General features: G+C 64.6%; 28 protein-coding genes. 26 read left to right on the forward strand and 2 right to left on the reverse strand.

Annotated elements, in window-relative coordinates; all coding sequences use genetic code 11:
* Positions 1 to 11: 11 nt before the first annotated feature.
* Positions 12 to 740 carry a flagellar basal-body rod protein FlgF gene (gene flgF, locus NLM27_RS00185; protein ID WP_254141413.1) on the reverse strand — a complete coding sequence of 243 codons (729 nt, stop codon included), beginning with the start codon at positions 738 to 740 and terminating at the stop codon, positions 12 to 14.
* Between the two features lie 3 nt (positions 741 to 743).
* Positions 744 to 1,532: a DUF1217 domain-containing protein gene (locus tag NLM27_RS00190; RefSeq protein WP_254141414.1), complete on the reverse strand. Its 789-nt coding sequence runs from the start codon at positions 1,530 to 1,532 to the stop codon at positions 744 to 746.
* Positions 1,533 to 1,673: 141 nt separating this feature from the next.
* Here NLM27_RS00190 and motA point away from each other — a divergent pair, with 141 nt between their 5' ends.
* The 26 genes from motA to flgK all read left to right on the forward strand — a co-directional run bounded on the left by motA (position 1,674) and on the right by flgK (position 24,926).
* On the forward strand, positions 1,674 to 2,570 hold the full coding sequence (gene motA / locus NLM27_RS00195; protein ID WP_254141415.1) for a flagellar motor stator protein MotA: 897 nt from the start codon (positions 1,674 to 1,676) through the stop codon (positions 2,568 to 2,570).
* Positions 2,567 to 3,508, forward strand: a complete 942-nt coding sequence (locus NLM27_RS00200) for a flagellar motor switch protein FliM (RefSeq protein ID WP_254141416.1) — start codon at positions 2,567 to 2,569, stop codon at positions 3,506 to 3,508. Before motA ends, NLM27_RS00200 begins: the two co-directional genes overlap by 4 nt.
* Complete coding sequence (locus tag NLM27_RS00205; RefSeq protein ID WP_254141417.1) at positions 3,489 to 3,803, forward strand: hypothetical protein; 315 nt, start codon at positions 3,489 to 3,491, stop codon at positions 3,801 to 3,803. Before NLM27_RS00200 ends, NLM27_RS00205 begins: the two co-directional genes overlap by 20 nt.
* A gap of 77 nt (positions 3,804 to 3,880) precedes the next feature.
* Complete coding sequence (gene fliN / locus NLM27_RS00210) at positions 3,881 to 4,270, forward strand: flagellar motor switch protein FliN (protein WP_145635994.1); 390 nt, start codon at positions 3,881 to 3,883, stop codon at positions 4,268 to 4,270.
* A gap of 2 nt (positions 4,271 to 4,272) precedes the next feature.
* Positions 4,273 to 5,313 carry a flagellar motor switch protein FliG gene (locus NLM27_RS00215; protein WP_254141418.1) on the forward strand — a complete coding sequence of 347 codons (1,041 nt, stop codon included), beginning with the start codon at positions 4,273 to 4,275 and terminating at the stop codon, positions 5,311 to 5,313.
* A gap of 13 nt (positions 5,314 to 5,326) precedes the next feature.
* Positions 5,327 to 6,412: a flagellar biosynthesis protein FlhB gene (flhB, locus tag NLM27_RS00220; RefSeq protein ID WP_254141419.1), complete on the forward strand. Its 1,086-nt coding sequence runs from the start codon at positions 5,327 to 5,329 to the stop codon at positions 6,410 to 6,412.
* 85 nt (positions 6,413 to 6,497) lie between these two features.
* Positions 6,498 to 6,878, forward strand: a complete 381-nt coding sequence (gene flgB, locus NLM27_RS00225) for a flagellar basal body rod protein FlgB (RefSeq protein ID WP_254141420.1) — start codon at positions 6,498 to 6,500, stop codon at positions 6,876 to 6,878.
* Positions 6,879 to 6,889: 11 nt separating this feature from the next.
* Positions 6,890 to 7,306 carry a flagellar basal body rod protein FlgC gene (gene flgC / locus NLM27_RS00230; protein WP_060735083.1) on the forward strand — a complete coding sequence of 139 codons (417 nt, stop codon included), beginning with the start codon at positions 6,890 to 6,892 and terminating at the stop codon, positions 7,304 to 7,306.
* Between the two features lie 2 nt (positions 7,307 to 7,308).
* Positions 7,309 to 7,638, forward strand: coding sequence for a flagellar hook-basal body complex protein FliE (locus tag NLM27_RS00235; RefSeq protein ID WP_254141421.1), 330 nt, complete (start codon positions 7,309 to 7,311; stop codon positions 7,636 to 7,638).
* 18 nt (positions 7,639 to 7,656) lie between these two features.
* The gene (gene flgG, locus NLM27_RS00240) at positions 7,657 to 8,445 is read left to right on the forward strand and encodes a flagellar basal-body rod protein FlgG (RefSeq protein WP_254141422.1); all 789 of its coding nucleotides are present in this window, start codon (positions 7,657 to 7,659) and stop codon (positions 8,443 to 8,445) included.
* A gap of 13 nt (positions 8,446 to 8,458) precedes the next feature.
* On the forward strand, positions 8,459 to 8,935 hold the full coding sequence (gene flgA / locus NLM27_RS00245; protein ID WP_254141423.1) for a flagellar basal body P-ring formation chaperone FlgA: 477 nt from the start codon (positions 8,459 to 8,461) through the stop codon (positions 8,933 to 8,935).
* A complete protein-coding gene (gene flgI, locus NLM27_RS00250) occupies positions 8,932 to 10,062 on the forward strand; it encodes a flagellar basal body P-ring protein FlgI (protein WP_254141424.1) in 1,131 nt (376 codons plus the stop codon). The genes flgA and flgI overlap by 4 nt, the downstream gene beginning before the upstream one ends.
* Before the next feature lie 67 nt (positions 10,063 to 10,129).
* Positions 10,130 to 10,882 carry a MotE family protein gene (locus NLM27_RS00255; RefSeq protein ID WP_254141425.1) on the forward strand — a complete coding sequence of 251 codons (753 nt, stop codon included), beginning with the start codon at positions 10,130 to 10,132 and terminating at the stop codon, positions 10,880 to 10,882.
* A complete protein-coding gene (gene flgH / locus NLM27_RS00260; RefSeq protein WP_254141426.1) occupies positions 10,883 to 11,578 on the forward strand; it encodes a flagellar basal body L-ring protein FlgH in 696 nt (231 codons plus the stop codon).
* A 42-nt stretch (positions 11,579 to 11,620) separates the two neighbouring features.
* Positions 11,621 to 12,064 carry a flagellar basal body-associated FliL family protein gene (locus NLM27_RS00265; protein WP_254141427.1) on the forward strand — a complete coding sequence of 148 codons (444 nt, stop codon included), beginning with the start codon at positions 11,621 to 11,623 and terminating at the stop codon, positions 12,062 to 12,064.
* Positions 12,061 to 12,801, forward strand: coding sequence for a flagellar type III secretion system pore protein FliP (gene fliP, locus NLM27_RS00270; protein ID WP_254141428.1), 741 nt, complete (start codon positions 12,061 to 12,063; stop codon positions 12,799 to 12,801). Before NLM27_RS00265 ends, fliP begins: the two co-directional genes overlap by 4 nt.
* A 230-nt stretch (positions 12,802 to 13,031) precedes the next feature.
* Complete coding sequence (locus NLM27_RS00275) at positions 13,032 to 13,937, forward strand: flagellin (RefSeq protein WP_254141429.1); 906 nt, start codon at positions 13,032 to 13,034, stop codon at positions 13,935 to 13,937.
* A 270-nt stretch (positions 13,938 to 14,207) separates the two neighbouring features.
* Positions 14,208 to 15,119 carry a flagellin gene (locus NLM27_RS00280; protein ID WP_254141430.1) on the forward strand — a complete coding sequence of 304 codons (912 nt, stop codon included), beginning with the start codon at positions 14,208 to 14,210 and terminating at the stop codon, positions 15,117 to 15,119.
* A gap of 297 nt (positions 15,120 to 15,416) precedes the next feature.
* Positions 15,417 to 17,042, forward strand: coding sequence for a flagellar basal-body MS-ring/collar protein FliF (fliF, locus tag NLM27_RS00285; RefSeq protein ID WP_254141431.1), 1,626 nt, complete (start codon positions 15,417 to 15,419; stop codon positions 17,040 to 17,042).
* The gene (locus NLM27_RS00290; protein WP_254141432.1) at positions 17,039 to 17,719 is read left to right on the forward strand and encodes a hypothetical protein; all 681 of its coding nucleotides are present in this window, start codon (positions 17,039 to 17,041) and stop codon (positions 17,717 to 17,719) included. Before fliF ends, NLM27_RS00290 begins: the two co-directional genes overlap by 4 nt.
* A gap of 6 nt (positions 17,720 to 17,725) precedes the next feature.
* Positions 17,726 to 19,036: a MotB family protein gene (locus NLM27_RS00295; RefSeq protein ID WP_254141433.1), complete on the forward strand. Its 1,311-nt coding sequence runs from the start codon at positions 17,726 to 17,728 to the stop codon at positions 19,034 to 19,036.
* Complete coding sequence (locus NLM27_RS00300) at positions 19,033 to 20,217, forward strand: chemotaxis protein (RefSeq protein WP_254141434.1); 1,185 nt, start codon at positions 19,033 to 19,035, stop codon at positions 20,215 to 20,217. Before NLM27_RS00295 ends, NLM27_RS00300 begins: the two co-directional genes overlap by 4 nt.
* Positions 20,214 to 21,545, forward strand: coding sequence for a flagellar hook-length control protein FliK (locus NLM27_RS00305; protein ID WP_254141435.1), 1,332 nt, complete (start codon positions 20,214 to 20,216; stop codon positions 21,543 to 21,545). The genes NLM27_RS00300 and NLM27_RS00305 overlap by 4 nt, the downstream gene beginning before the upstream one ends.
* A complete protein-coding gene (locus tag NLM27_RS00310; RefSeq protein WP_254141436.1) occupies positions 21,496 to 22,077 on the forward strand; it encodes a transglycosylase SLT domain-containing protein in 582 nt (193 codons plus the stop codon). The genes NLM27_RS00305 and NLM27_RS00310 overlap by 50 nt, the downstream gene beginning before the upstream one ends.
* Before the next feature lie 103 nt (positions 22,078 to 22,180).
* On the forward strand, positions 22,181 to 23,413 hold the full coding sequence (locus NLM27_RS00315) for a flagellar hook protein FlgE (RefSeq protein ID WP_254141437.1): 1,233 nt from the start codon (positions 22,181 to 22,183) through the stop codon (positions 23,411 to 23,413).
* Between the two features lie 34 nt (positions 23,414 to 23,447).
* The gene (flgK, locus tag NLM27_RS00320) at positions 23,448 to 24,926 is read left to right on the forward strand and encodes a flagellar hook-associated protein FlgK (protein ID WP_254141438.1); all 1,479 of its coding nucleotides are present in this window, start codon (positions 23,448 to 23,450) and stop codon (positions 24,924 to 24,926) included.
* Position 24,927 lies beyond the last annotated feature (1 nt).

The raw sequence follows: 24,927 nt of genomic DNA on the forward strand, positions 1-24,927 counted from the left end.
CGAGGCGCAGCCTATTTGTCGGGTTCGCCCAGCGTCCGGATTGCATTCTGGAGCGAACTCTCGGTGCCTTCGATCATCGAATTGGTGCCGTCGAAGGCGCGCGAGGCCGCGATCAGCTTCGTCAATTCCATCATCGGATTGGCGCCGGAGCCCTCGACATAGCCCTGCTTGAAGCCGTCGCGGGAGAAGTCGGCGATTGCGGTCGCGGGCCGGTCGGGCGTGACGCCGGAATTGCCGTAGCGCTCGAGATTTGCATCCGTGGGAATGTTGAACAGGCCGATGGTGCCGATCTCGTTGTTGTCCTGGGTGATTGCGCCGCTGCGCGCGATCGAGATCGGTCCGCCGTTCGGGTCGAGCGTGATCTGCGCGCCGCCGGAATCGATCACGGGGAAGCCGGACACGGTCTGAAGGTCGCCGTTGGGGGCGATCTGGAGGCGGCCGTCCCGCGTATAGACCGTACCGTTCGGACCGGCGAAGGCGATCCAGCCCTGACCGACCACGGCGACGTCGAGCGGGTTGCCGCTCTCGGTGATGTTGCCCATCTCGCGGGAGATGATGTTGTCGCCGGGCGAGGAGAAGGCGACCGGGTTCGCGCCCGCCTTGGACAGCACGGTCTCGAACTTCACGACGTCGGTCCGGAACGCCGCCGTGTTGACGTTGGCGACGTTGTTGGCGATCGTCTGGAGGCGCTTTTCGAGGGCGACCTGCGCCGACAATCCCACATAGAGAGCGGATTGCATGAGCTACTTTCCGAAGCGGATGGACTGAAGTTTCGAGAGCATGTCGATATCCATGCTGGCCATCGACGACGCGCCGCCGATCAGGACCAGCGCGGGGTTGGTCGAGTTGTCGCTCTGGGCCTGGGTTGCATCCCACATCGCGGCGAAGCGCTGCACGAACTTGGTGACCTTGGCCGGGTCCTGGAAATCGGTGAGCTTGATCTTGCTCGAGATCATCTTGGCCTGGGCGTCGATGTCGGCCGAGCTGATCGTCGACGGCAGGCCGAGCGCGGTCTGAACGACCTGCGTCAGCGCCTTGTCGGCGAGGATCTGGTAGGCGGTGGTGACGGTGGAGGCCTTGCGGGTGAAATAGAGCGCCAGCCGCAGGCCCTCGTTCTGGTCGCCGGCCTTCTGCTCCATCGTCTGCGTGACATACTGGGTCGCCGTGCCGGTCGTGGCCTGGGTGGTCTGGGTCGCGTTGCTGCCGAGGGCGGCGAAGTTGAAGGCGCTGGCGAATTCACGGTAGCGGACGTCGGTGAGCTTGTTGGCGAAGGTATCCTTGTTGGCGACGCCTTCGGTCAGCACCTTGCGCATGAACGCCTTGGCATAAGTCATGTCGCTGAGGCCATAGGCCTTCATCGCGTAGGAGTAGAGGCGATAGTCCTTCAGGAAGTCGTCGATGGTCTTCACATTGCCGATATGGCTGAGGAAATAATCCGTCTCGCGGCTGACGTCCGGCTGCGTCGCGACCTGCGTCAGCGACTTGCCCATGTCCTTGGTCAGTCTGGTGTAGTCCGCGATGGTGGATAGCATGACACGCGTCCCTCTGGCCGCTCTTGCGACATCGTCTCAAGCTGCCGCGAATTGCTTGCGCGGGGCTGGCGGTCCCGAAGCCAGCTTCGCGCAAGGCTCGCCGACTAGATATTCCCGGTGGATCGGTGATGGAGCGGCGCGTTGGGCAGTTTCGTGGGGATTTTCATCACGGTGGCGGCGCTGCTCGGCGGATTTGCCGCAATGGGCGGGCATCTGGCCGTGCTCATGCAGCCGTGGGAGTTCGTGATCATCCTGGGCACCGCGGTCGGCACCTTCATCGTGGCCAATCCGTGGAAGACGGTGGTGGACACCGGGGTCGCCTGCATGCAAGCCATCACCGGAGCGGTGCCAAGCGAGCGCTATTATCTCGATCTGCTCGGGGCGCTTCATGCCCTGATGCGCGAGTTGCGGGGCAAGGGCCGCAACGAGGTCGAGGCGCATATCGACGATCCCTCCTCCTCGGAGATCTTCAAGGCGTTCCCGAGCGTGCTCTCCGATCCCGCGCTGCTCCAGTTCATCTGCGACTATGTCCGTCTCATCATCATGGGCAATGCGCGCACGCACGAGATCGAGGCGCTGATGGACGAGGAGATCCACACCATCGTGAAGAGCAAGCTGACGCCCTACCATGCGTTGGTGGTGGTGTCCGAGGCGCTGCCGGCGCTCGGGATCGTCGCCGCGGTGCTCGGCGTCATCAAGGCCATGGGGGCGCTCGACCAGTCGCCGAAGCTGCTGGGCGGCTTCATCGGCGCGGCCCTCGTCGGTACCTTCGCCGGCATCTTCCTGTCCTACGGCATCATTTCGCCGTTCGCGCTGAAGATCAAGATGACGCGCGAGAAGAAGTGCCGGCCCTACATCATCGTCAAGCAGACGCTGCTGGCGTTCATGAACGGCGCCATGCCGCAGATCGCCGTCGAGCACGGCCGCAAGATGATCGCGAGCACCGAGCGGCCGTCGATCGACGTCGTCGAGAACGAGACGATTGCAGGTCCCAAGGCCGTCCCGACCGAGGCTGAACCGAAGGCTGCCCGCGCATGATGATGGAAGACGTCGAGGTCGATCAGCGCAAGCAGCTGCCGAACTACCTGCTGGACGCCGCCGGCATATCGATCGAACGCATGCCGATGCTCAATGTGATCTTCGATCGCATGGCGGCATCGTGTACCGACAGCCTGCAGCCGATGGCCGGAACGCCGTGCTATTTCTCGGTCAACGGCATCACCAACGACCGCGTCGGTGACATCATCAAGGACTACGAGGCCAACGCAGTCGCGGCGGTGCTCTATGCCGAGCAGTGGGACTCCCGCATCATCATCATGCTCGACCGCGATTTCGTGTTCACCATGGTCGAGGCGATGTTCGGGTCCGACGGCGCCGAACCGCCGCTCGACGTCGAGCGCGCGTTCTCGAACATCGAGATCCGCCTGGTGCAGGCGTTGTTCGAGCGGTTCGCCAAGGCGCTGCAATCCGCCTTTGCAGGAACCTCCAACGTCACCTTCCGCGTGGAGCGGGTCGAGACCGCCATGGCCTCGCTGGCGATCGGGCGGAGCGGCAACATGTCGATCTGCGCGAACATCATGCTGCAGGCGCTCTATCGCGGCGGCCAGATGTTCCTGATCATTCCGCACTCCGCGCTCAACCCGCTCAGGCAGAAGCTCGCACACGTCGTCGTCAGCGACGGCCGCGCGGCCGATCCGCGCTGGCGCGAGCAGATGGAGAGTGAAGTCCACCGTACCGAGGTGACGCTGAGCGCGGTGCTCGACGAGAAGACGATATCCCTCGGCGATGTCGTGAAGTTCCAGGTCGGACAGGTGCTCGAGCTCGAAGCCACGCCGCGCACGCTCGCCCGGCTCGAAAGCAACAACCAGGTGCTGTTCTGGTGCCAGATCGGCCAGCTTGATGGCTATTACGCCATGCAGGTGGCAGATCCCGTCGATCAGAAACGGGAGTTCGTCGATGATATCCTATCTCGTTGATGCCGTGCTGCTGATTGCGCTCGCCTTCACCAGCATGCGGGTGACCCGGATGCACCGTGAGCTGGCGCGGTTGCGCAGTTACCAGGGTGAATTCTCGACCATCGTCCACGAGACGGCGGGGGCCTTCGACACGGTCATCAATGCGGCGCACGATTCCACCGCAAATCTCGGACGGCTTGCCAACCTGCTGGGCACGAAGATCGATCAGGCCCACGAGGCGATCGCCGCGCTCGACGCGAGGGCCGGGCTCGCGTCCGTCGCGACCGCCGGCGGCGCCGAAGTGAACAAGCATTGAAGCCGAAGCCGGCGAAGACGATACGATCGGAACGCCGCGGCGCTCCGGGAGCGGAAATACCAAAAAGGCGATACCAAATGGCGCAATCCTTCGACTATGAGTCTGCCACGCGAGCATCGGCATCCGACGAGGGCCATGCCGACACGTCTCCACTGGAGCGCCTGGCGGAGATCGCCGCGCGCACGGCGGAGGAGACCGGCAAGTTCGCCAATGTCGATGCCATCCTGCGCATTCCCGTCACTATGCAGGTGGTGCTGGGATCGGCGACCATTCCGGTGGCGAACCTGATGAAGCTCGGGCGCGGCGCCGTGGTGCCGCTCGATCACCGGGTCGGCGAACCGGTCGACGTCGTCGTAAACGGCCGCATCGTCGCCCGCGGCGAGGTGGTCGTGGTCGAAGAGGACAATTCCCGCTTCGGCGTGTCGCTGACGGAAATCGTCGGTCCGCTGGGGCAGGGTGACACCTGACCATGGCGGCACAGGTCGGCATCGCTCCCATCAAGCAGCGAGGCGTCGCCACGCTGGGCGGAACGGAGAAGGTCGCGGCGCTCCTCCTGGCCATGGGCCGGCAGGCGGCCGCGAGCGTGCTTGCACAGTTCGAGCCGCAGGAGATCCGTATCGTCACCAAGGCCGCGGCCGAGCTGCGGCCGATCACGGCGCAGGAGCTGGAGGGGATCGTCGAGGAGTTCGCCCAGCAGTTCTCGATGGGCGCCAACATCCTCGGCACGCTCGGCGGTCTGGAAGCCGTGCTCGGCGACGTGCTGCCGGCCGACCAGGTCTCACAGATCATGTCGGACCTGCTCGGCAATTCGAGCAGGTCCGTTTGGGATCGTGTGTCGTCGGTGTCCGAAAACTCGCTGGCGAGCTACCTTTCCAAGGAGCATCCGCAAACCGCGGCGCTGATCCTGTCCAAGGTGAAGCCGGCCTGCGCCGCCAAGGTCATGAGCCAGCTGCCATCGAGCCTGCGCAACGAGCTGATGCGGCGCGTGCTGAGCCTCAAGCCGATCGTCGACGATGCCATGCGCATCATCGAGAAGACGATGCACGAGGACCTGACGCTGAACTTCGCCCGCAATCTCGGCGCCGACACCTACGCCCGCGTCGCCGACATCATCAACAAGATGGAGCGCGGTCACATCGAGGACATGCTGAAGAGCCTGTCGGAGAAGCGGCCGAAGTCCGCCGAAGTGCTGAAGGAGCTGCTGTTCACCTTCGACGACGTCATCAACCTGACGCCGAAGGCGCGCACCATGATCTTCGACCAGGTGCCGACCGATCGCATCGTCGTCGCGCTGAAGGGGACCGACAAGAACTTCCGCGAGCTGATCCTGTCCTCGGTCGCCTCGCGCGTTCGCCGCGTCGTCGAGCACGAGCTCGCCATCGGCGAGCCGTCGAACCAGCGCGACGTGCTGGAGGCGCGGCGCGTGATCACCGACCTTGCACTCGAACTCGCGGAGAAGGGCGAAATCGAGCTCAACCCCGAGCAGGAGGATGAGCTGGTCTTCCGCTGACCGCTGAACGGGCATGGCAGAAACATCCGATCAGGAGAGCAAAACAGAAGAGCCGACTGAGAAGAAAGTCCGTGATGCGCTCGAACAGGGCAAAATCCCGGTCTCTCGGGAGGCCTCCATCTTCGCCTCGATGGCGGCGCTGATGGTGATCCAGGCTTTCCTGATCGGCCAGGGCGTGCAGCAATTGACGCCGACGCTAAAAAGCTTTCTCGACGATCCTGACGGCTTCCCCCTCAGCACCGCGGCGGATGCGCAGAATCTGCTCACCGTGGTGGGGCTCCAGGCGCTGCGTTTTCTGGTGCCGCTGGTCGTCATCATGATGGTATTTGGCCTTGCGGCTTCGTTGCTGCAAAATGCACCGCGCCTAGTGCTGGAGCGTATCAGGCCGGACCTGTCGCGCATCTCCCCGGTCAGCGGTTGGAGCCGGCTGTTCGGAACGCAGGGACTGGTCGAGTTCGCCAAGTCGCTGTTCAAGCTCGTCTCGGTGACCGTCGTCGTCGCTTTCGTGCTGCGATCGTCGGAAGCGAAGGCATTCGAGGCGATGTACACCGACCCGGTGGCCCTGCCGGAGATGATCCTCAACATCGCGATGCGCATCGTCTCGGCGATCTGCATCGCGACCATCGTCCTGGTCGCGATCGATCTCGCCTGGTCGCGCTTCCACTGGCGGCGCGAGCTGCGCATGACCAAGCAGGAGATCAAGGACGAGCATAAGCAGGCGGAAGGCGATCCTCTGATCAAGGCGCGCCTGCGCTCGCTGGCGCGCGACCGCTCTCGCCAACGCATGATCGCCTCCGCCGCGCGGGCAACGCTGGTGATCGCGAACCCTACGCATTTCGCGATCGCGCTGCGCTACAGGCGCGAGGAGAATGCCGCGCCGCTCGTGGTCGCCAAGGGCATGGACGTGATCGCGCTGAAGATCCGCGAAGTCGCCGAGCAGAACCGGATTCCCGTCATCGAGAACAAGGCGCTGGCGCGCGCACTCTACGAGGCGGTTCAGGTCGATCAGGTGATTCCGGCGGAATTCTTCCGCCCTGTCGCCGAGATCATCTACTTCCTGCAGTCCAAGCAGGCGGCACGGCCCGAAAAGGTCCAGTAGAGTTCCGAGGACGGTGTCGGATGCATCAGCCTGACGAAAGCTTGCGGCCCTAAGCTTACCTCCAACGGATCATAATGGGGCTGTCGTGGGACCGCTGTATCTCTTCGAACTGGCATCATCGCAGGCGCGGTACCTCGAGCTCCGCCAGTCGACCATCGCCACCAACGTCGCCAACGCCAACACCCCTGGCTTCAAGGCGCGCGATGTCGAACCCTTCAACAAGGTGCTCGATGGCATGCCGGTCAGGCTCGCAACGACGTCGCCCTCGCACATGCAGTTGTCTGCAGCCGAGACCGACACGCGGAAGACCGACAAGAAGGACAGCTGGGAGGTGGTTCACTCCGGAAACTCCGTCAGTCTCGAGCAGGAGATGATCAAGGGCAGCGACGTCAATCGCGACTATTCGATGAACTCGGCGATCGTGCGCTCGTTTCACCGCATGGTCCTGTCGAGCGCAAAGACCTGAGGTGAATTGATATGCTGGACTCTTTACAGTCGTCATTGACGGTCGCGAGCTCCGGGCTCGAAGCGCAATCGACGCGCATGCGCATCGTCTCGGAGAACCTCGCCAACGCCACGTCGACCGGGCGCACCGCCGGGGCCGATCCGTATCAACGCAAGACCATCACCTTCGATGCCGCCATGGACCGTGCCTCGGGCGCGCAGCTTGCAAAGGTCAAGGAGATCGGGGTCGACACCACGCCGTACCGCGTCGAGTACGATCCGGGGCATCCCGCCGCCGACAAGGCCGGCTACGTCAAGCTGCCGAACGTCAACATGATGATCGAGATGGCCGACATGCGCGAGGTCAACCGGTCCTATGAGGCCAATCTCCAGGTCGTGAAGCAGGTGAGGTCGATGCTGGGCATGACCATCGACCTCTTGAGGAGCTGACAATGCTTGAGGCAATTTCATCCACGGCGGTCTCCGCCGGCCAGGCGGCAAGCCGCGCGACAGAGACGCAGGCGATCGCGCCGGCGGCGACGGCTGCGATCCAGACCGGCGACGAGGTCGGCTTCGAATCGGTGATGAAACAGGTAACGACGGACGCAATCGGCACGCTGAAGGCGGGAGAAGCGGCGTCGATCTCGGCGATGCAGGGCAAGGAATCGACGCGGCGCGTCGTGGAGGCGCTGATGTCGGCCGAGCAGGCCCTGCAGACCGCGGTCGCGGTTCGCGACAAGGTCGTTCAGGCCTACCAAGAAGTCGTTCGGATGTCGATTTGATCTGAAGGAGTGACGATCGTGAAATCGCTCGCCATTGCGGCCACGGGCATGAACGCCCAGCAGACCAACATCGAGGTCATCGCCAACAACATCGCCAACATCAACTCGACGTCCTACAAGCGGGCGCGCGCGGAATTCACCGATCTGTTCTACCAGATGGATCGGATGCAGGGCGTTGCCAACGTCAACGGCTCGTCGCCAATCCCGGAAGGGGCCAATCTCGGCCTCGGCGTCAAGTCGGCGGCGATCCGCAAGCTGCACATTCAGGGCGCGCTCACGCAGACCGGCAACCCTTACGACCTCGCCATCAACGGCCGCGGCTGGTTTCAGGTGCTCGGCCCGAACAACGAGGTGCAATACACCCGTGCGGGTTCGTTCAACACCAATGCCAACGGCCAGCTCGTCACCATCGACGGCTATCTGCTGGATCCCGCCATCACGGTGCCGCAGGGAACGGTCCAGGTCACGGTCAACCAGACCGGGCAGGTGTTTGCCAAGCTGGACACGGAAATCAACCCACGGCAGATCGGTCAGCTCAACCTCGCCAACTTCGCCAACGAAGCCGGCCTCGAGCCGCTCGGTAGCAATCTCTACCGTGAGACCACGGCGTCCGGCACGCCTGTCGTCGGGCTGCCGGGCGATTCCGGCTACGGCAAGATCAACCAGCAATACCTCGAAGCCTCGAACGTCGATCCGGTCAAGGAAATCACCGAGTTGATCTCGGCCCAGCGCGCCTACGAAATGAATGCCAAGGTCATCCAGGCCTCGGATGAAATGGCCCAGACCGTCTCGAAGGGCATGCGCTAGTTCCGGTGTCTCGATGTTGAACAGGGTGGGCTTGATGGTGCGCGGATTGGCCGCCGTGCTGCTGGTTCTCGCCTCGGCGCGCTTCGCTGCGGCCGAGGAGAAGCGGCTTCCCGTGCCGGCCGTCTCGATCCGCGCCGGCGAGCTGATCCGGGACGACATGATCACGGAACGCGCCTTCGCGCCGAACGTGCTCGGCGTTGCCATGTTCATCGAAGGACGCCAGGTCCTGGTCGGCCGCATGGCACGGCGCACGCTGCTGCCGGGCCAGCCGATCCCGACCAATTCGGTTGAGGATCCCTGGACCGTCGCCCGTGGCGCCATGGTCAAGGTCGTGGTGGAAGACAGCGGCCTGTCCATCGTCACCTACGGCTCGGCGATGCAGTCGGGCTCGGCCGGCGCACTCATCCCGGTGCGCAACACCGATACCGGCGTGATCATCAGGGGCGTGGTCCAGCCGGACGGCACGGTCAAGGTCGTGGACGGGTCATGACCAGAGTCCTGCTTGCGCTCGTCCTCCTCGTTGTCGCCGCCAGCGCCCAGGCCGCCGTCCGCATCAAGGACATCGCGGACATCAAGGGACTGCGCGAGAACCAGATCGTCGGCTATGGTCTCGTCATCGGCCTGAACGGCACCGGCGACACGCTTCGCAATGCTCCGTTCACGGAGCAGTCCCTGCAATCGATGCTCGAGAACATGGGCATCAATGTCAGGAACGAGGCCACCAGCACCAACAATCCCGCACGTCCGACGACGCTGCGCACGCGCAATGTCGCGGCCGTGATGGTGACCGCGGACCTGCCGCCCTCGATCGGCGCCGGCGAGCGGATGGACGTGACCGTGTCGTCGCTCGGCGATGCGACCTCGCTGCTCGGCGGCACGCTGGTGATGACGTCGCTGCGCGCGGCGGATGGTGCGGTCTATGCGGTTGCGCAGGGCGCGATCACGGTTGCAGGCTACAGCGTCGGAGGTCAGGCGCAGAACCTCAGCCAGGGCACGCCGACGGCAGGGCGTATTCCGAATGGGGCGTTGGTCGAGCGCGAGGTGCAGGGAAGCCTCCATGAGATGGAGTTCCTGGTCCTGGAGCTGAGGAATCCGGACTTCGTCACCGCAACGCGCATCCTCGACGCCATCAACCGCTACGCCGGCGGCCGCTATCGCGCGCAGATCGCCTTCGAGCGCGACTACCGCACCATCGTGCTGTCGAAGCCGCGCCATATCGGCCCGGTTCGTTTCCTGGCGGAAATCGGCGAGCTGACGGTCGAGCCCGACACGCCCGCCCGGGTCGTGATCAACGAGCGCACGGGCACGGTGGTGATCGGACGCGACGTGCGGATATCGACCGTTGCCGTGACGCACGGCAATCTGACGGTTCGCGTCACGGAGATGCCTGTGGTCTCGCAACCGGCGCCGTTCTCGCGAGGACAGACGGTTGTTGTTCCGCAGACCGTAGTCGAGGCCAACGAGGCCGGCTCGCAGGTGGCGATCCTCAGCGGCGTCGATCTCCAGCGCCTGGTGCGCGGGCTGAACCAGATCGGCCTGAAACCATCAGGCATCATCGCCATTCTCCAGGCGATCAAGACGGCCGGCGCGCTCCAGGCCGATGTCATCGTGCAATGATGCATAAGCGTCGTGCAAGCTTGGTCGCTCAATGCTCTGGTCTCGACCGAGAATCGCACGCGGGCCGATGCTGAAGCTGGATCACAAAGCCAAACTCCTCCTCGTCGCGGTGTGGACGCTTGCGGGCGCTTCGCCCGTGCTGGCGCTGGACGAGGCGAAGCCGTCGAGGCCGCTCAACCTGCTGTCCTTCGCGCGTGCCCGCGGGCCCGGACCGCAGAAGCCGGCCACGCCGATCCCTGGTGACAGCACCTCCATCCGTGCCACGGCGTGGGCGGCCGAAGATTCAGGACCCGCGATCACCGGCGCTGTGCCCGCTTCCGAGACGCCGGCACCGGCGCCAGCGCCTGTACGTGCGGCCAAGCCCGGCAGCGTCACGGCGCCACCGAAGCCCGCACTGCCGCAGGCTGTCGCGCCTGCGGACAACGAGGTCGCGCTGTTCTGTAGCAACGTGGCCGACCCCGCCGTCGATGCGAGGCTGGCCTGGCAGCTCAAGGAACTGGAGAAGGCCGAGAACCTGCTCCGCGAGCGGATCGCCGAGGTGGAGGCTAAGCGCGCCGAATACGAGAAGTGGATGGCCCTGCGCGACGACTTCCTGAAGAAGGCCGAAGCCAGCGTCGTCGAGATCTATTCGCGCATGAAGCCGGAGGCTGCGGCGACCCAGATTGCCGGCATGGCCGACGAGACTGCCGCCGCCGTGCTCGCCAAGCTCAGCCCGCGGAACTCGAGTGCGATCTTCAACGAGATGGATACGGCGCGCGCGGCGCACCTTGCCGACCTGCTCGGCGGAATGCGTCGCGTGGACGACGGAAAGACCAAATAGATGAAGAATCTGATCCTCATCGTGTCGCTATTGTCGCTGGCCGGATGCGTCAATGATCCGGCCGAGGTCCTGACCGGCCCGCGCCTGTCGCCGGTCGGGAGCGGCCTGCGGACGCAGGCCGATCCGATCCCGGTGACGCCGCGCATGCGCACGCCCGTCAGCTATCGCTCGACCTGGGACGACGGCACCGATCTCTACCGCGATCCCCGCGCCCGGCGCACCGGCGATGTCGTAACGGTGATCATCTCGATGCAGGACAAGGCCAAGCTCGACAACAAGACCGACCGCTCACGCGATTCGCAGATCAAGTTCGGGCTCGACTGGCTGATGGACGTGGCCGGATGGAACGACAAGGGCTCGGCTAACGCCAACCTCAGCACCAACACCCAGATCAAGGGCAACGGTCAGATCGATCGCACCGAGGACATCAAGCTGTCCATCGCGGCCATCGTCACCGACGTGCTGCCGAACGGCAATATGATGATCAGCGGCTCGCAGGAGTTTCGCGTCAACACGGAGATGCGCGTGCTCAACGTCGGCGGCATCGTGCGTCCGCGCGACATCTCGCGGGCCAACACGATCTCCTACGACAAGATCGCCGAGGCGCGTGTGTCCTATGGCGGTCGCGGAAATCTGTCCGACGTGCAGCAGCCTGGATGGGGACATCGGATCTATGACGCCGTGGCACCATTCTGAGATCCGCGCCGGCCGGGCCGCGTCGCGAGGGCAGGGGACGTGATGCGCCTGATTGCGGCCATTGTCGTGCTGACCCTCGTCGCGATCGGTGCGGGCGCGCTGGCCGGCCTGCATCTGTTCGCGGCTGCCGAGCGCGTCGCCGATGCGAAGAAGAGCGCGCCGCCGCCGCCCCTCGCCTCGAGCTACGCCGGCAGCGCGCGGCTTCGAAAATTGTCCCCGATCGTGACCAATCTCGCCGCACCGGCCAACAATTGGGCCCGCGTCGAAGCCTCCATGGTGACCGACAGCATGAGTGACGACGATGCCGGCATCCTGGCCGCCCACATCAGCGAGGACATTGTCACTTACTTGCGGTCCGCATCGGTTGCGCAATTCGAGGGATCGCGCGGGCTCCAGCATCTGCGCGACGACCTCACCGAGCGCGCCAATATCCGGTCCTCGGGCAAGGTCCGCGAATTGATCATTGAGACGTTGGTGATCCAGTGAGAGTGAGAGTCCTGCTGCTAGCGTTGATGCTGGTCGTGCTGCCCGAGGTGGCGCTGGCCCAGATTCCGGACCTCAACTCGCTGCTGCCGCCCGGCAACGGCTCGACCAGCGGCCGCATCATCCAGCTGATGGCGCTGATCACGGTGCTGTCGGTGGCGCCGGGATTGCTCATCATGGTGACGAGCTTCACGCGATTCGCGGTCGCGCTGTCGTTCCTGCGCGCCGGCCTCGGGCTCCAGACCACGCCGGCCAACCTGGTGCTGATCAGCCTCGCGCTGTTCATGACGTTCTACGTGATGGCGCCGACATTCGACCGCGCCTGGGAGACCGGCGTCCAGCCGCTGATGAAGAACGAGATCTCGGAGGAAGAGGCCTATCTGAAGATCACCGATCCGTTCCGCGAGTTCATGCTGGCCCATGTCCGCGACAAGGATCTCCAGACCTTCGAGGCGCTCGCCGCGGAAAGCTTTCGCAGGAAGTTCGACGACAAGCGGATCGACATGCGCGTCATCATCCCGGCCTTCATGATCTCCGAGCTCAGGCGCTCGTTCGAGATCGGATTCCTCGTCATCCTGCCGTTCCTCGTGATCGACATGATCGTGGCGACGCTGACCATGTCGATGGGCATGATGATGATGCCGCCGACCATCCTCGCACTGCCGTTCAAGATGCTGTTCTTCGTGCTGATCGACGGCTGGAATCTGTTGGCGTCCGGACTGGTGCGCTCGTTCTCGTGAAGCAGAGCGGCGATCATGGTTAGCGGATGGTAACTGCGAGTCCCCCGCTACAGCGATGATATTCAAGGCGATTTTAATCCGGCGGCAAGATTCGGCGTGGTAGCAAGGCGTCACGGCGGGTTGGACCTCACCCACATCAGTCCAAAGGCATGATGCCGCCCCTCCGTACCGGTGCAAGCCCGGTATGTCCCCTGATGAAAATGTAACGCGTACATAAAGGGACATTCGCAATGTCAAGCCTGCTCACGAACTCGTCCGCCATGACCGCGCTCCAGACCCTGCGGTCTGTCAGCTCGCAACTCTCCACCACGCAGACCCGGATCTCGACCGGCCAGCGCGTGGCCACCGCCTCCGACAACGCCGCCTATTGGTCGATCGCGACCTCGATGCGCGCCGACAACGCCGCGCTCTCCGCCGTCTCCGACTCGCTCGGTCTGTCGGCCGCGACGGTCGACACGGAGTATACCGCGCTGAACAAGGTGCTCGGCGACAGCAGCTCCGGCCTGACCAAGCTCCAGTCGCTGCTGGTCGAAGCCAAGACCGCCGGTATCGACCGCAGCAAGATCCAGTCGGAAATCACCCAGATCCAGCAGGACATGAAGAACGTAGCCAGCGCGGCGACGTTCAACGGCGTCAACTGGCTGAGCACGACCGCCACCACGCCGGCGACGGTCAATCTCGTGTCGTCGTTCTCGCGCGTCGGCGCCACGCCGACCACCGGCTCGATCACCGTCACCGTCGCCAACTATTCGCTCTACACCGCGACCACGGGCGGCATCCTGGACACGGTGAGCGGCAGCGCGTCGGTCGACACCATCAACATCGGTGCGCTGACCGACTCGGCGGCCGACCAGACCACACTCGACGGCTACATCGCGCAGGTCACCGCGGCAATCGGCACGGTCTCCTCGGGTGCCGCCAACCTCGGCGCCATCAAGAACCGCATCTCGAACAACTCGGAGTTCGTGAAGTCGCTGATGGACTCGGTCGATCGCGGTATCGGCCAGCTCGTCGACGCCGACATGAACCAGGAATCCACCCGCCTGGCGGCCCTCCAGGTGCAGCAGCAGCTCGGCGTTCAGGCGCTCTCGATCGCCAACAACAACAGCCAGAGCATCCTGTCGCTGTTCCGCTAAGTCGCAAGACAGTCCCGGCTGGGCCGCGCTTCTCGCGAAGCGCGGCCCTTTCGTTTGACGCGTTGTCGCGCGTCAATGATTTCCGCTGCGCTGGTGCAGTCGGATCACAGCGCCACAAGCCCCACACAAGCTTCGCTGGCTAGTCTCGCCGCTACGACGGATTGGGCTCACGCGAATTTTCGCAGCCCAAAGGCATGATGCCGCCCTGTCGTACCGGTGCAAGCCCGGTATGTCCCCAAACTCAATTCAATCTTCAAAGGGACATCAAAGATGGCTTCCAGCCTGCTTACCAACTCCGCTGCAATGACTGCGCTCCAGACCCTTCGGAATGTCAGCGCCAGCCTGCAGACCACCGAAAACCGGATTTCGACCGGCCAGCGTGTCGCGACCGCTTCGGACAACTCGGCCTATTGGTCGATCGCAACTTCGATGCGTGCCGACAACGCCGCGCTCTCTGCCGTGTCCGACTCGCTCGGTCTGTCGGCTGCGACGGTCGACACCGAGTATACCGCGTTGAACAAGGTCATCGGTGACAGCAACTCCGGCCTCACCAAGCTCCAGGCGCTGCTGGTCGAAGCCAAGACCGCCGGCATCGACCGCACCAAGATCCAGGCCGAAATCACCCAGATCCAGCAGGACATGAAGAACGTGGCCAACGCGGCGACGTTCAACGGCGTCAACTGGCTGAGCACCAACGCCACCACCCCGGCGACGGTCAACCTGGTGTCGTCGTTCTCGCGCGTCGGCGGCACGCCGACGATCAACACCATCACGGTGACGGTCGCCAACTACTCGCTCTACACCGCGACCACGGGCGGCATCCTGGACACGGTGAGCGGCAGTGCGTCGGTCGACACCATCAGCATCGGTGCGCTGACCGACTCGGCGGCCGACCAGACCACGCTCGATGGCTACATCGCGCAGGTCACTGCCGCGATCAACACGGTCAGCCAGTCCGCCGCGAACCTCGGCGCCATCAAGAACCGCATCTCGAACAACACGGAATTCGTGAAGTCGCTGATGGACTCGGTGGATCGCGGTATCGGCCAGCTCGTCGACGCCGACATGAACGCGGAATCGACCCGCCTTCAGGCGCTCCAGACCCAGCAGCAGCTCGGCGTTCAGGCGCTCTCGATCGCCAACCAGAACAGCCAGAGCATCCTGTCGCTGTTCCGCAGCTAAACGTCGCCTTCGAAAACGACCGTGCTCCCTTGGAAGCACGGTCACCGTCGTGAACGTCGGATATGAGGGCATCAGGCCTGCCCGGATTTTGATTTCTCGACGTCAGACTTCATCGATGTGTCGCGGCCTCGCGAGCCGTATGTGTCCGGCCGTCTGTTGCCGACGTCGATTGCGTCATTGAAATTCTTGCAAAATTGCAACGCCTCGTCCGCGAACTGGCGCGCTCGCGTCCTCGCGCAACCTTCAGACAAGGTTGGCAGCGGAGTGTCCTATACGTTCGCATTGCTACGAGGTCATATGCTCAGTCGCGCGCAGATACAGCAACTGCTCAACAATCTGCTCGAGCTCGGGCCGCGACGCCTGATGGCCTTGGGACTGATCGGCTTTGCCGTTCTCGTCACCGTCGTCGGCGGTGCTTATTATCTGAGCCGGCCCGAGTTCGAAACCCTCTATACCGGCCTTACTCGCGAAGACGTGACGCGCATCGGTGCGGCGTTGCGCGAGCAGAACATCACCTTCGATATCAACGCTGCCGGTGATGCGGTCTCGGTGCGCCCGAGCCAGACCATGCAGGCGCGGATGCTGCTCGCCGAGAAGGGGCTGCCGACCAGCGCCAATTCCGGCTACGAGCTGTTCGACAAGATCGGCTCGCTCGGCCTGACCTCGTTCATGCAGGAAGTCACCAAGCTGCGCGCGCTCGAGGGCGAGATCGCGCGCACGGTTCAGCTGATGAAGGGCGTCAAGGCGGCGCGGGTGCATATCGTGCTGCCGGTGCGCGGCTCGTTCCGCGCGACGCAGCAGCCACCTTCGGCATCCGTCGTGCTGCGCACCGACGGCGCGATCGAGGCGCGCACGGCGCAGTCGATCCGCCATCTCGTCGCCGCCGCCATTCCCGGCATGAGCCGCGACAAGGTGACGGTGCTGGATGCCGACGGCTCGATGCTGCTCGCCGAGGAAGACGAGGCGAGCGCTGCGCCGACCAAGATGGCCAGCCTCCAGAAGACGGTCGGCGGCATGGTGCAGGAGAACATCCGCAAGGCGCTGACGCCGTATCTGGGCCTCGACAATTTCGAGGTGAGCGTCGCGCCGCAGCTCTCCACCGACAAGCGGCAGATCAATGAGACCGTCTACGATCCCGAGAGCCGCGCCGAGCGTTCGGTGCGGAACGTGCGCGAGAAAGAGTCCTCGCAGAACGCGGACCGTTCGACGCCGACCACGGTCCAGCAGAACCTTCCCGACCAGCAGGTGAATGCCGGCGGCAGCAAGAATTCCAGCGAGGACAAGACCCGCCGCGAGGACGTCACCAATTTCGAGGTGTCGTCCAAGACCACGACGACGGTGAGCGACGGCTATTCGGTCAAGAAGCTGTTCATCGCCGTCCTCGTCAACCGCGCGCGTCTCGTCGCCGATCTCGGTGACAAGAGCAACCAGGCCATCCTCGACAGCAAGCTCGCCGAGATCAGCCAGCTCGCGGCCACGGCCGGTGGGCTGGACAAGGCGCGCGGCGACCAGATCCAGGTGACCGCTGTCGACTTCATCGAGGGCTCGCGCGAACTGGCCCCGGTGCCGCCGATCAGTTTCGTCGAGATGCTCAACAAGCAGCTCGGCAGCGTCATCAACGCGGTGACCATCCTCGCCGTGGCGTCGATGCTGGTCTGGTTCGGTCTCCGGCCCGCGGTCAACGGCATTCTGACCCATCGCGCGCAGCAGGAGCAGACCGAGGCGGCGGAGGCCGCTGAGCTTGAAGCTGCCACGGCCCTTGCGTTGGCCGAGAGTCAGGACCCCGAGCTCAACCTCGTCGAAGACCTCGAAGGCAAGATGCAGCGAACGCCACAAAAGCGGCTGGAGCAGATCGTCCGGCTCGACCAGATGCAGGCGGCCGCGATCCTTAAAGACTGGATGCGACGCGAGGAGGCGGCATGAACGCGGCAATCGGAAAGCTCCTGACGCAGTTCGACGCGAACGGCCGGGCAAAATTGCCAGCGCCTCCGCCGCCCAAAATCCAGGACGTGCTGACAAGGCCGAAGGAGGTCCGGCGCGAGCCTCAGCCGCAGACCCATTCGCAGCCGCAGCTTCAGCCGCCGCCTCCGGCACCGGAAGCCACGCCGGCCAATCTTCTGGACGATGCCTATCGGCGCGGCCATGCAGCCGGCGTTTCTGAAGGCGACGCCAGGCTTGCGGAGGAACGCGTCCGCAGCGCGATCCGGCTCGGCGAGGAGCGGGCCAAATGGTCCGACCAGCAGGCGGCCACCATCGTCAACGGTTTCGAGGCGGCTTGCCGCGAGATCGAGACCAATATCGCAAGCTCAGTGGCGCGGATATTGCTGCCGTTCCTCAACGAGGCGGTCCGCGACAAGGCGATCGGGTCGCTGGTCGAGCAGATCGCGGCGCTGACCGGCAATTCACCGATGCCGGTGTTCAAGGTCACCGGCCCGAGCGAACTGCTCGACCTCGTGAAGGTGCAGCTCGAGAAGACCCGGCGGACGGGCATCGCGTACGAAACCGCCGACACCTTCGAGGTCCGCGCCGTGGCCGACCAGACCGTGATCGAGACACAGATCTCGGCATGGAGTGAACGCCTGAAAGAGGCGCGCCGGTAGTTCGCCATGAACGAGGTCAAGCCAGAGCTCGTGATCATCCGTCGGCGGAGCGCCTTCGCCGAAGAGCCGCATCATGGTGGCGTTTGGAAGATCGCCTATGCGGATTTCATGACCGCGATGATGGCGTTCTTCCTGGTCATGTGGCTGCTCAACGCCCTCAACCAGGACCAGAAGCAGGTGGTTGCGAGCTATTTCAATCCGATCAAGCTCGCGGAGAACGCACCTGCTCCGAAGGGTCTGAAGGATCTCTCGAAGAAGGAGCCGTCGTCGTTCGAAGGCCAGGACGGCAAGCGTCAGCCGGCCGGGCCCAATGAAGAGCGTCGCGGCGATTCTCCGACCGCCGAGAAACCCGCCTCCTACGAAGAGAAGGTCCTGTTCCGCGATCCCTATGCGACGCTTGCCGAGATCGCCAATAGTGCGAACCAGGCCACCGGCCAGCGGCGCGCCGGCGCACTGGCCTCTGCCGAAGAGGACGGACTCAAGGGCGGCGATGCCTACCGTGATCCCTTCGATCCCGGCTATTGGAGGCTGGCGCCGCAGGCCGCCAAGGACGCGGATCGCATCATCGAGAGCGAGCCGAAGCCGAATGCCTCCGCGCGCGAGGTGTCCGGCGCGGGGCAGGGCGAGCCGCAGGCTCGCCGTGCCAAGGTGGAGGACGCCGGCGGAAGCGTGGCGCCGAACGCAGATAGCCCGTCCGCGAGCCTGTCGCCGCTGCTGCCGCCGGGGCCTGCGCCCTCGCAAGCATCGCGCGAGGGGAGTGCTCAAGCCCCCGTTCAAAGCAATGCCGCTGCGCAGGCACGCCCCAACACCACGATGAAGGATTCCGAACCGCGCGATGCCGCGCAAGCCCAGCAGCCGACGGTCAAGCAGCTTCAGTCCGCGATCGCGGACGCGCTGTCGGACGTCAAGGCCGGCGCGGGACCTGTGGCCGAGGTTCGTCAGGTCGAGGAAGGCCTTCTGGTCAGCCTTACCGACGATGCGAGCTTCGGCATGTTCGCGGTCGGCTCGGCCGAACCGCGGCCCGAACTCATTCGCGTGATCGACAAGATCGGCCCGCTGCTGACGAAGCAGTCCGGCATGATCATCGTCCGCGGTCACACCGACAATCGGCCCTACAAGTCGGACACCTACGACAATTGGCGGCTGTCGACCGCCCGCGCGCAGATGGCCTATTACATGCTGGTCCGCGCCGGCGTCGATGCGCAGCGGATCGAGCATGTCGAAGGCTACGCCGACCGGCGGCCGAAACTTCCGAACGACCCGGCGGCCGCGCAGAATCGCCGGATCGAGATCCTGATCCGGGAGAAGCGCCCTTGACCAGGCCACTCCTATGCGTCGCGCTCCTGATGCTGCTGCCGTTCACGGCGCCGGCTGCATTGGCCGAGCCGGCACCGATCCCGGCATCGACATCGGGCGAGCCGTACGAGCTCGTGCGCGCGTTGCAGGCCGTGCAGGACGGCATCGCCAACGGTGACACTGCGGCCCATGGCAACCACCTCGCGCTGATCCGGCAGGTCGGCGAGAAATTTCTCGCCGCCGATGCGGGCGTGTGGAGCAATCCGCAGAACGGCCAGGCCGTCGTCATCTATCTCCTCAGCGGCGGCGCGCCGCAAATCGTCCGCAAGCTGCCGCGCGACAAGATGAACATCGATGAGCGGCTGTTCAATGGTGCGCTCGCTTATGTCGAGGGTCGCCAGGACGAGGCTCGCGAGTTGCTCAAGGACGTCAAGCCGCGCGCGATTCCCTCGGGCCTCGGCGGGCAGGTCGCGCTGGTCCAGGGCGCGCTGTTCGCACGCTCCGAGGCCTCATTCGCGATCGAGCGCCTCGACGACGCGCGCCTGCTCCTGCCCGGCACGCTGGTGGAGGAGGCGGCGCTGCGGCGCGAGATCCTGCTGGTTGGGCAGGCCGAGGATTTCGACAAGTTCGAGTTCCTGACGCTGGCCTATATCCGCCATTATCGCAATTCGATCTATGCCGGCGATTTCTGGCAGCGCTTCTCCACGGGCCTGACGCAATCGAGCCTCGCGCTCGACGAGAGCCGATTTGCGCGGATCACGGCGCTGCTGGAGCAGATCGACCGCGCGAGCCGCCTCAAGCTCCATCTCGTGATCGCACGCGCCGCGATGCTGCGCGGACGGCTGACCGTGACGCGGCTCGCCAGCGAGCGCGCGTTGACGCTCAGTGCTGATGCGTCGGCGGACCGCGAGCGTGCCCATCTCTTCCGTGGCGCCTCGCGGGCGCTCACCGACGAGTATGACGGCGGTCTCGCCGAGCTGAAGGCACTCGACCGATCGAAGCTGCCCGAGCGCGACGTTCCCCTCCTGAATGTGGCGATGCAGCTCGCGCTCGACATCCGCAAGCCGTTCATGGGCGGATCCGCCGACAAGTCTCCCGCAACGCCGGCGCGTCTCGATCTGGCGTCATCGACCGCGACCATCGCGCGCGCACAGAAGCAGCTCGGCGAACTCGAGCTTCTCACCAGGGATCGCCGTCCATGACCAAACTCAGCGGAACCTCCGGACAGCCGTTCTCGGGCCTCGCCGAAAGCCTCAACATGCGCGGGACGTCGCGCTCCGGCAAGAACGCAGGGGCGAAATCGTCGGCGGACTCGTCGTTCAACGATCTGCTCCGCAATGTCTCGAATCTTGCGAAGAAGGCGCTCAACGATGAGGGCGGCGACGCCAGCGTGAAGGCGGCATCGTTGCGGACGCGTCTGACGCAGCCGGGCGAAGAGGACAAGACGAAGGGCGAGACGGTCCATGAACGCCCCGCGGCAGCCGACGAGGCCAAGTCCACTCGGAAGTCTTCCGACGAGAAGGCCGATAAATCGTCGGACAGCCCGGTCGACCACGGCGCGAAGACGAACGTCTCGGATCGGCCGATCGTTGTTGCGATGGTCGGACAGGAATTCGCTGTCGCACCAGCGGTGAAATCGCAGATGCAATCGTCGGTGGGCGACAGGAAGGACGCGGTCGCGCGCGACGAGCGCGCATCCACGACCAGGCGTGAAGCTCAGGCTGCGAGCATGGCTAAAATCGACGCAGTCGATTCAGCGCCGCCCGCTGCCGCTTCGACAGGCACGCGGCCACAGACTGCGGCTGCGCAAGTGGCCGCGACCGCACAGCAAGGTAGCGAGACTACGCCGAAGGCAATGCCGGCGGCATCCGGCTTCGAGGCTGTCACGGCCAATGTGGAGCGCGCCGTCAAAGCCTCGGCGCGGGATGCATTGCCCGAGGCGACCAAGGTCACCGTGGTACAGCAGGAGACCCATCTGCCGCCGGCACAGTTCAACGCGCCGCAACAGGTCGCCAATGCGGTCGTTGCCGAGCTGAAGGAATCTCCGACGTCCGCTGCGGTCCCCGATCCCGCGGCGTCCCAGGCCAACGCGCCGGATCAGCCGCTCAAGATCCTGACCATCAATCTCGAGCCGCCGGCGCTGGGCAACGTCACAGTGCGCCTGCGTCTCGTCGGCACCGAAGTGTCCGTCCACCTCGCGGCCGAACGCAAGGATACCAGCCAGATGCTGGACCAGCAGCGCGACTCGATTCGCGATCTCATGCAGTCGGCCGGCTATGTCGCCGACGTTGCGCCGGTTCAGCACGGCTCGCTGGACGGATTCCAGAGCGGCTCCGGCCAGTCGCAGCCGCAGCTTTCGAGCCAGCACCAGCCACCATCGCAGTCGCAAGGCTCGTCCGGCGGCGCCATGTCGTCGGGGCAGTCGGACGGCGGCGCGAAGCAGGCCCGGCAGGAGCGCCAGTCCAATCAGGAGACGCGTCATGACCAGGACGTGGCGCCGCAGAATCGTCGCGGCCCTGTTTATCTGTAACGCGGGCGCGGCGGAGGCGGCTGCCGACGGCGCGCGCCCCTGCGAACGCGAGATGGCGCGTGCGGCCCAGCAGCACGGGATTCCGCTCGGCATTCTCTATGCGGTCGGCCTCACCGAGACCGGACGTCGCGGCGCGCTCCATCCTTTCGCGCTCGGCGCCGACGGCCAGACCGTGTTCGCCAAGGACATCAACGATGCGATCGCGAACTTCGAAGCGATGCGAGCTAAGGGCATCAAGCTGATCGACCTCGGCTGCATGCAGATCAACCACTATTATCACGGCGACAAGTTCGGCTCGGTGCGCGCGATGTTCGATCCGGCCCGGAACGTCGAATACGCCGCGCGCTTCCTGAAGGAGCTGAAGCAGCGCGAGGGCAGCTGGACCATGGCGGTCGCCCGCTACAATGCAGGGCCCAACAACCAGCCGGCGCAGAAGCGCTACGTCTGTCACATCGTTGCCCATCTCGTGTCGAGCGGCTTCGGCGCGTGGACCGACAAGGCGCGGTCGCTCTGTCAGCCGAAAACGACCTGACGGGGCGATGCGACCACGTGAAGTTGTGCACGGTTCCTTACCATCAGCCCCGCGCAAGCAACAACCCTCATTGTAATTGCAACCTACCACAGGAGCCCAATCCATGAGCCTCTACGGCATTATGCGCACCGGCGTTTCCGGGATGTCTGCGCAGTCCAACAAGCTGTCGACGGTCTCTGACAACATCGCGAACGTCAACACCACCGGTTACAAGCGGGCTTCCACCGAATTCTCCTCGCTGATCCTGAAGAGTGGCTCGGGCAATTATGACTCCGGTGCCGTCGAGACGACCGTTCGTTACGCCATCAGCGACGCCGGACATACCCAGTTCACCACGTCAACGACGGACCTTGCCGTTCAAGGCAACGGCTTCTTCGTGGTGTCGAACGCCGACAACACGCAGCAATATCTGACGCGCGCCGGCTCCTTCGTGCCTGACAGCCAGGGCAACCTCGTCAACGCTGCCGGCTACTATCTCCTCGGCCAGCCAGGCCTCGTGACCAACTTTTCGCAGAACAGCCTGGCGGGAATGCAGATCGTCAACATCGCGCAGGTCTCGCAGGTGCCCGTGCCGTCGACGGCGGGGACGCTCACCACCGGCAATCTGGATCCGACGGCGGCCGTCATTGCCGGTCCACCCGGCCCGGCGTCCTATTCGTCGAAGAGCTCGATCGTGGCCTACAACAATATCGGCCAGGCCGTGACGCTTGACGTCTATATGTCCCACACCGCGACGGCCGCCGGCTCGGACACCTGGCAGGTCCAGGTCTATGACTCCGCGACAGGTACGTCGCTCGGCGCTGCCACCACGTTCACCTTCGACACCACGGCGGCCGGCAAGGGCGCGCTGGCGGCGGCGAGTCCGACGGGCCTCACCGTGACCGTCCCGGGCGGTGCGGCGCTGACCATGGACCTGTCGAACATGACGCAGGTCGGAACCGACTTCAGCTTCAAGGCCACCGTCAATGGCAGCGTCCCCGCGGCCATCGACAAGGTCGATGTCAACGAGGCCGGCCACGTGACGGCCATTCTCAAGAACGGGCAGCAGTTGACGCTCTACACGATCATGCTTGCCGACGTCGCGAGCCCCGACAATCTGACGCCCGAGCCGGGTAACGTCTATTCGACCAACATGAACTCCGGCAATGCGCAGGCCGGGAACGCCGGCGCCGGCGGGCTCGGCACGATCCAGTCCGGCGCCTTGGAAGACTCCAATGTCGATCTTGCCGACGAGCTCACCGGAATGATCGAAGCGCAGCGCGGCTTCACCGCGAACTCGAAATCGTTCCAGACGGGTGCCGACCTGCTCGACGTCGTCGTCAACCTGAAGCGCTGAATCCTCGAGCGCTCATCCCGGGCAAGAGCAGATCATGTCCCTTACCGCCGCTCTCGACTCCGCTCGCGCCTCGCTCATGGCGTCGGGCATCCAGTCCTCGACGATCTCGCGCAACATCGCCGGTGCCAACGCGACCGGCTATTCGCGCAAGATCGCCGTGCTGGACAATCTCCCCGGCACCGGCGTCTATGTCGCGGCGATCCAGCGCGCCGCGAGCGGAGGCCTTTTCACGAACGTTCTCACCGCGACGTCGGCGTCCGCCAAGCAGGGCGTGATCTATGACGGCCTCCAGAAGATCGCGGCCTCGACGGTGGACGATCCCGAGCTCGAGCAGTCGCCGACCGCCCAGCTCACCAAGCTGAAGCAGGCGCTCCAGCAATATGCGAACTCCACCGACAACGCGACCCTGGCGCAGGCCGCGGTGACGTCCGCCAAGGACATGGTGGCGAACCTCAACCAGGCGACCAAGACCGTGCAGTCCGTCCGCGAGGGCGCGGACGCCGACATGGCGACGTCTGTCGCCAACATCAATCAGCTGCTCGCCCAGTTCGACAAGGTCAACACCGCGATCGTGAAGGGGACGATCTCCGGTGACGACGTCACCGACTATCTCGACCAGCGCGACACGATCGTCTCGAAGCTGTCGCAGGAGGTCGGCGTTTCGATGTCGCTCCGCGCCAACGGCGATGCGGCGCTCTACACCGACAGCGGTGTCGTGCTGTTCGACAAGACGGCGCGGACGGTGAGCTTCGCGGCGACCAACGTCTATACGCCCGGCACCACCGGCAATGCAGTCTATATCGACGGTGTCCCGGTGACTGGCGCAAATTCGGTGATGCCGATCAAGACGGGCAAGCTCGCGGGTCTCGCCGAATTGCGCGACAACGCCACGGTTACATACCAGAGCCAGCTCGACGAAATTGCGCGCGGCCTGATCGACGCCTTCAAGGAGAGCGATCAGTCAGCTACCCCCACGCTGGCCGACAGGCCGGGCCTCTTCACCTATCCCGGTGCGCCGGCGATGCCCGCGAGCGCCACCATTTCGGTGGGTCTCGCCGGAACGATCAGCATCGCAGCCTCGGTCGATCCTGCGGCGGGCGGCAACCCGAACCTGCTGCGTGATGGCGCAATCAGCGGCAACGCTGCCTTCAACTACAACACCACCGGCAATGCCGGCTTCTCCGCGCGGCTCCAGCAGCTCATCATCGAGATGGACGCGCCGCAGCCATTCGCCGTCGCGGCGCAGGCCAAGCCGAGCGGCAGCGTGATCGAGTTTGCCTCCTCCTCGGCGAGTTGGATCGAAAGCCAGCGCAAGACCGCGGACGACAGCGTCCAGTACCAGAACACGCTGCTCGACCGCAGCACCGCGGCGCTGTCCAACGTCAACGGCGTCAACATGGACGACGAGATGTCGTTGATGCTCCAGGTCGAGCGCACCTATTCGGCATCGTCGAAGATCATTTCCACCGTCGACGAGATGTTGCAGAGCCTGCTGGCTGCCGTGGGGAACTAAG

The organism is Bradyrhizobium sp. CCGB12 (assembly GCF_024199845.1).
Classification (GTDB): domain Bacteria; phylum Pseudomonadota; class Alphaproteobacteria; order Rhizobiales; family Xanthobacteraceae; genus Bradyrhizobium.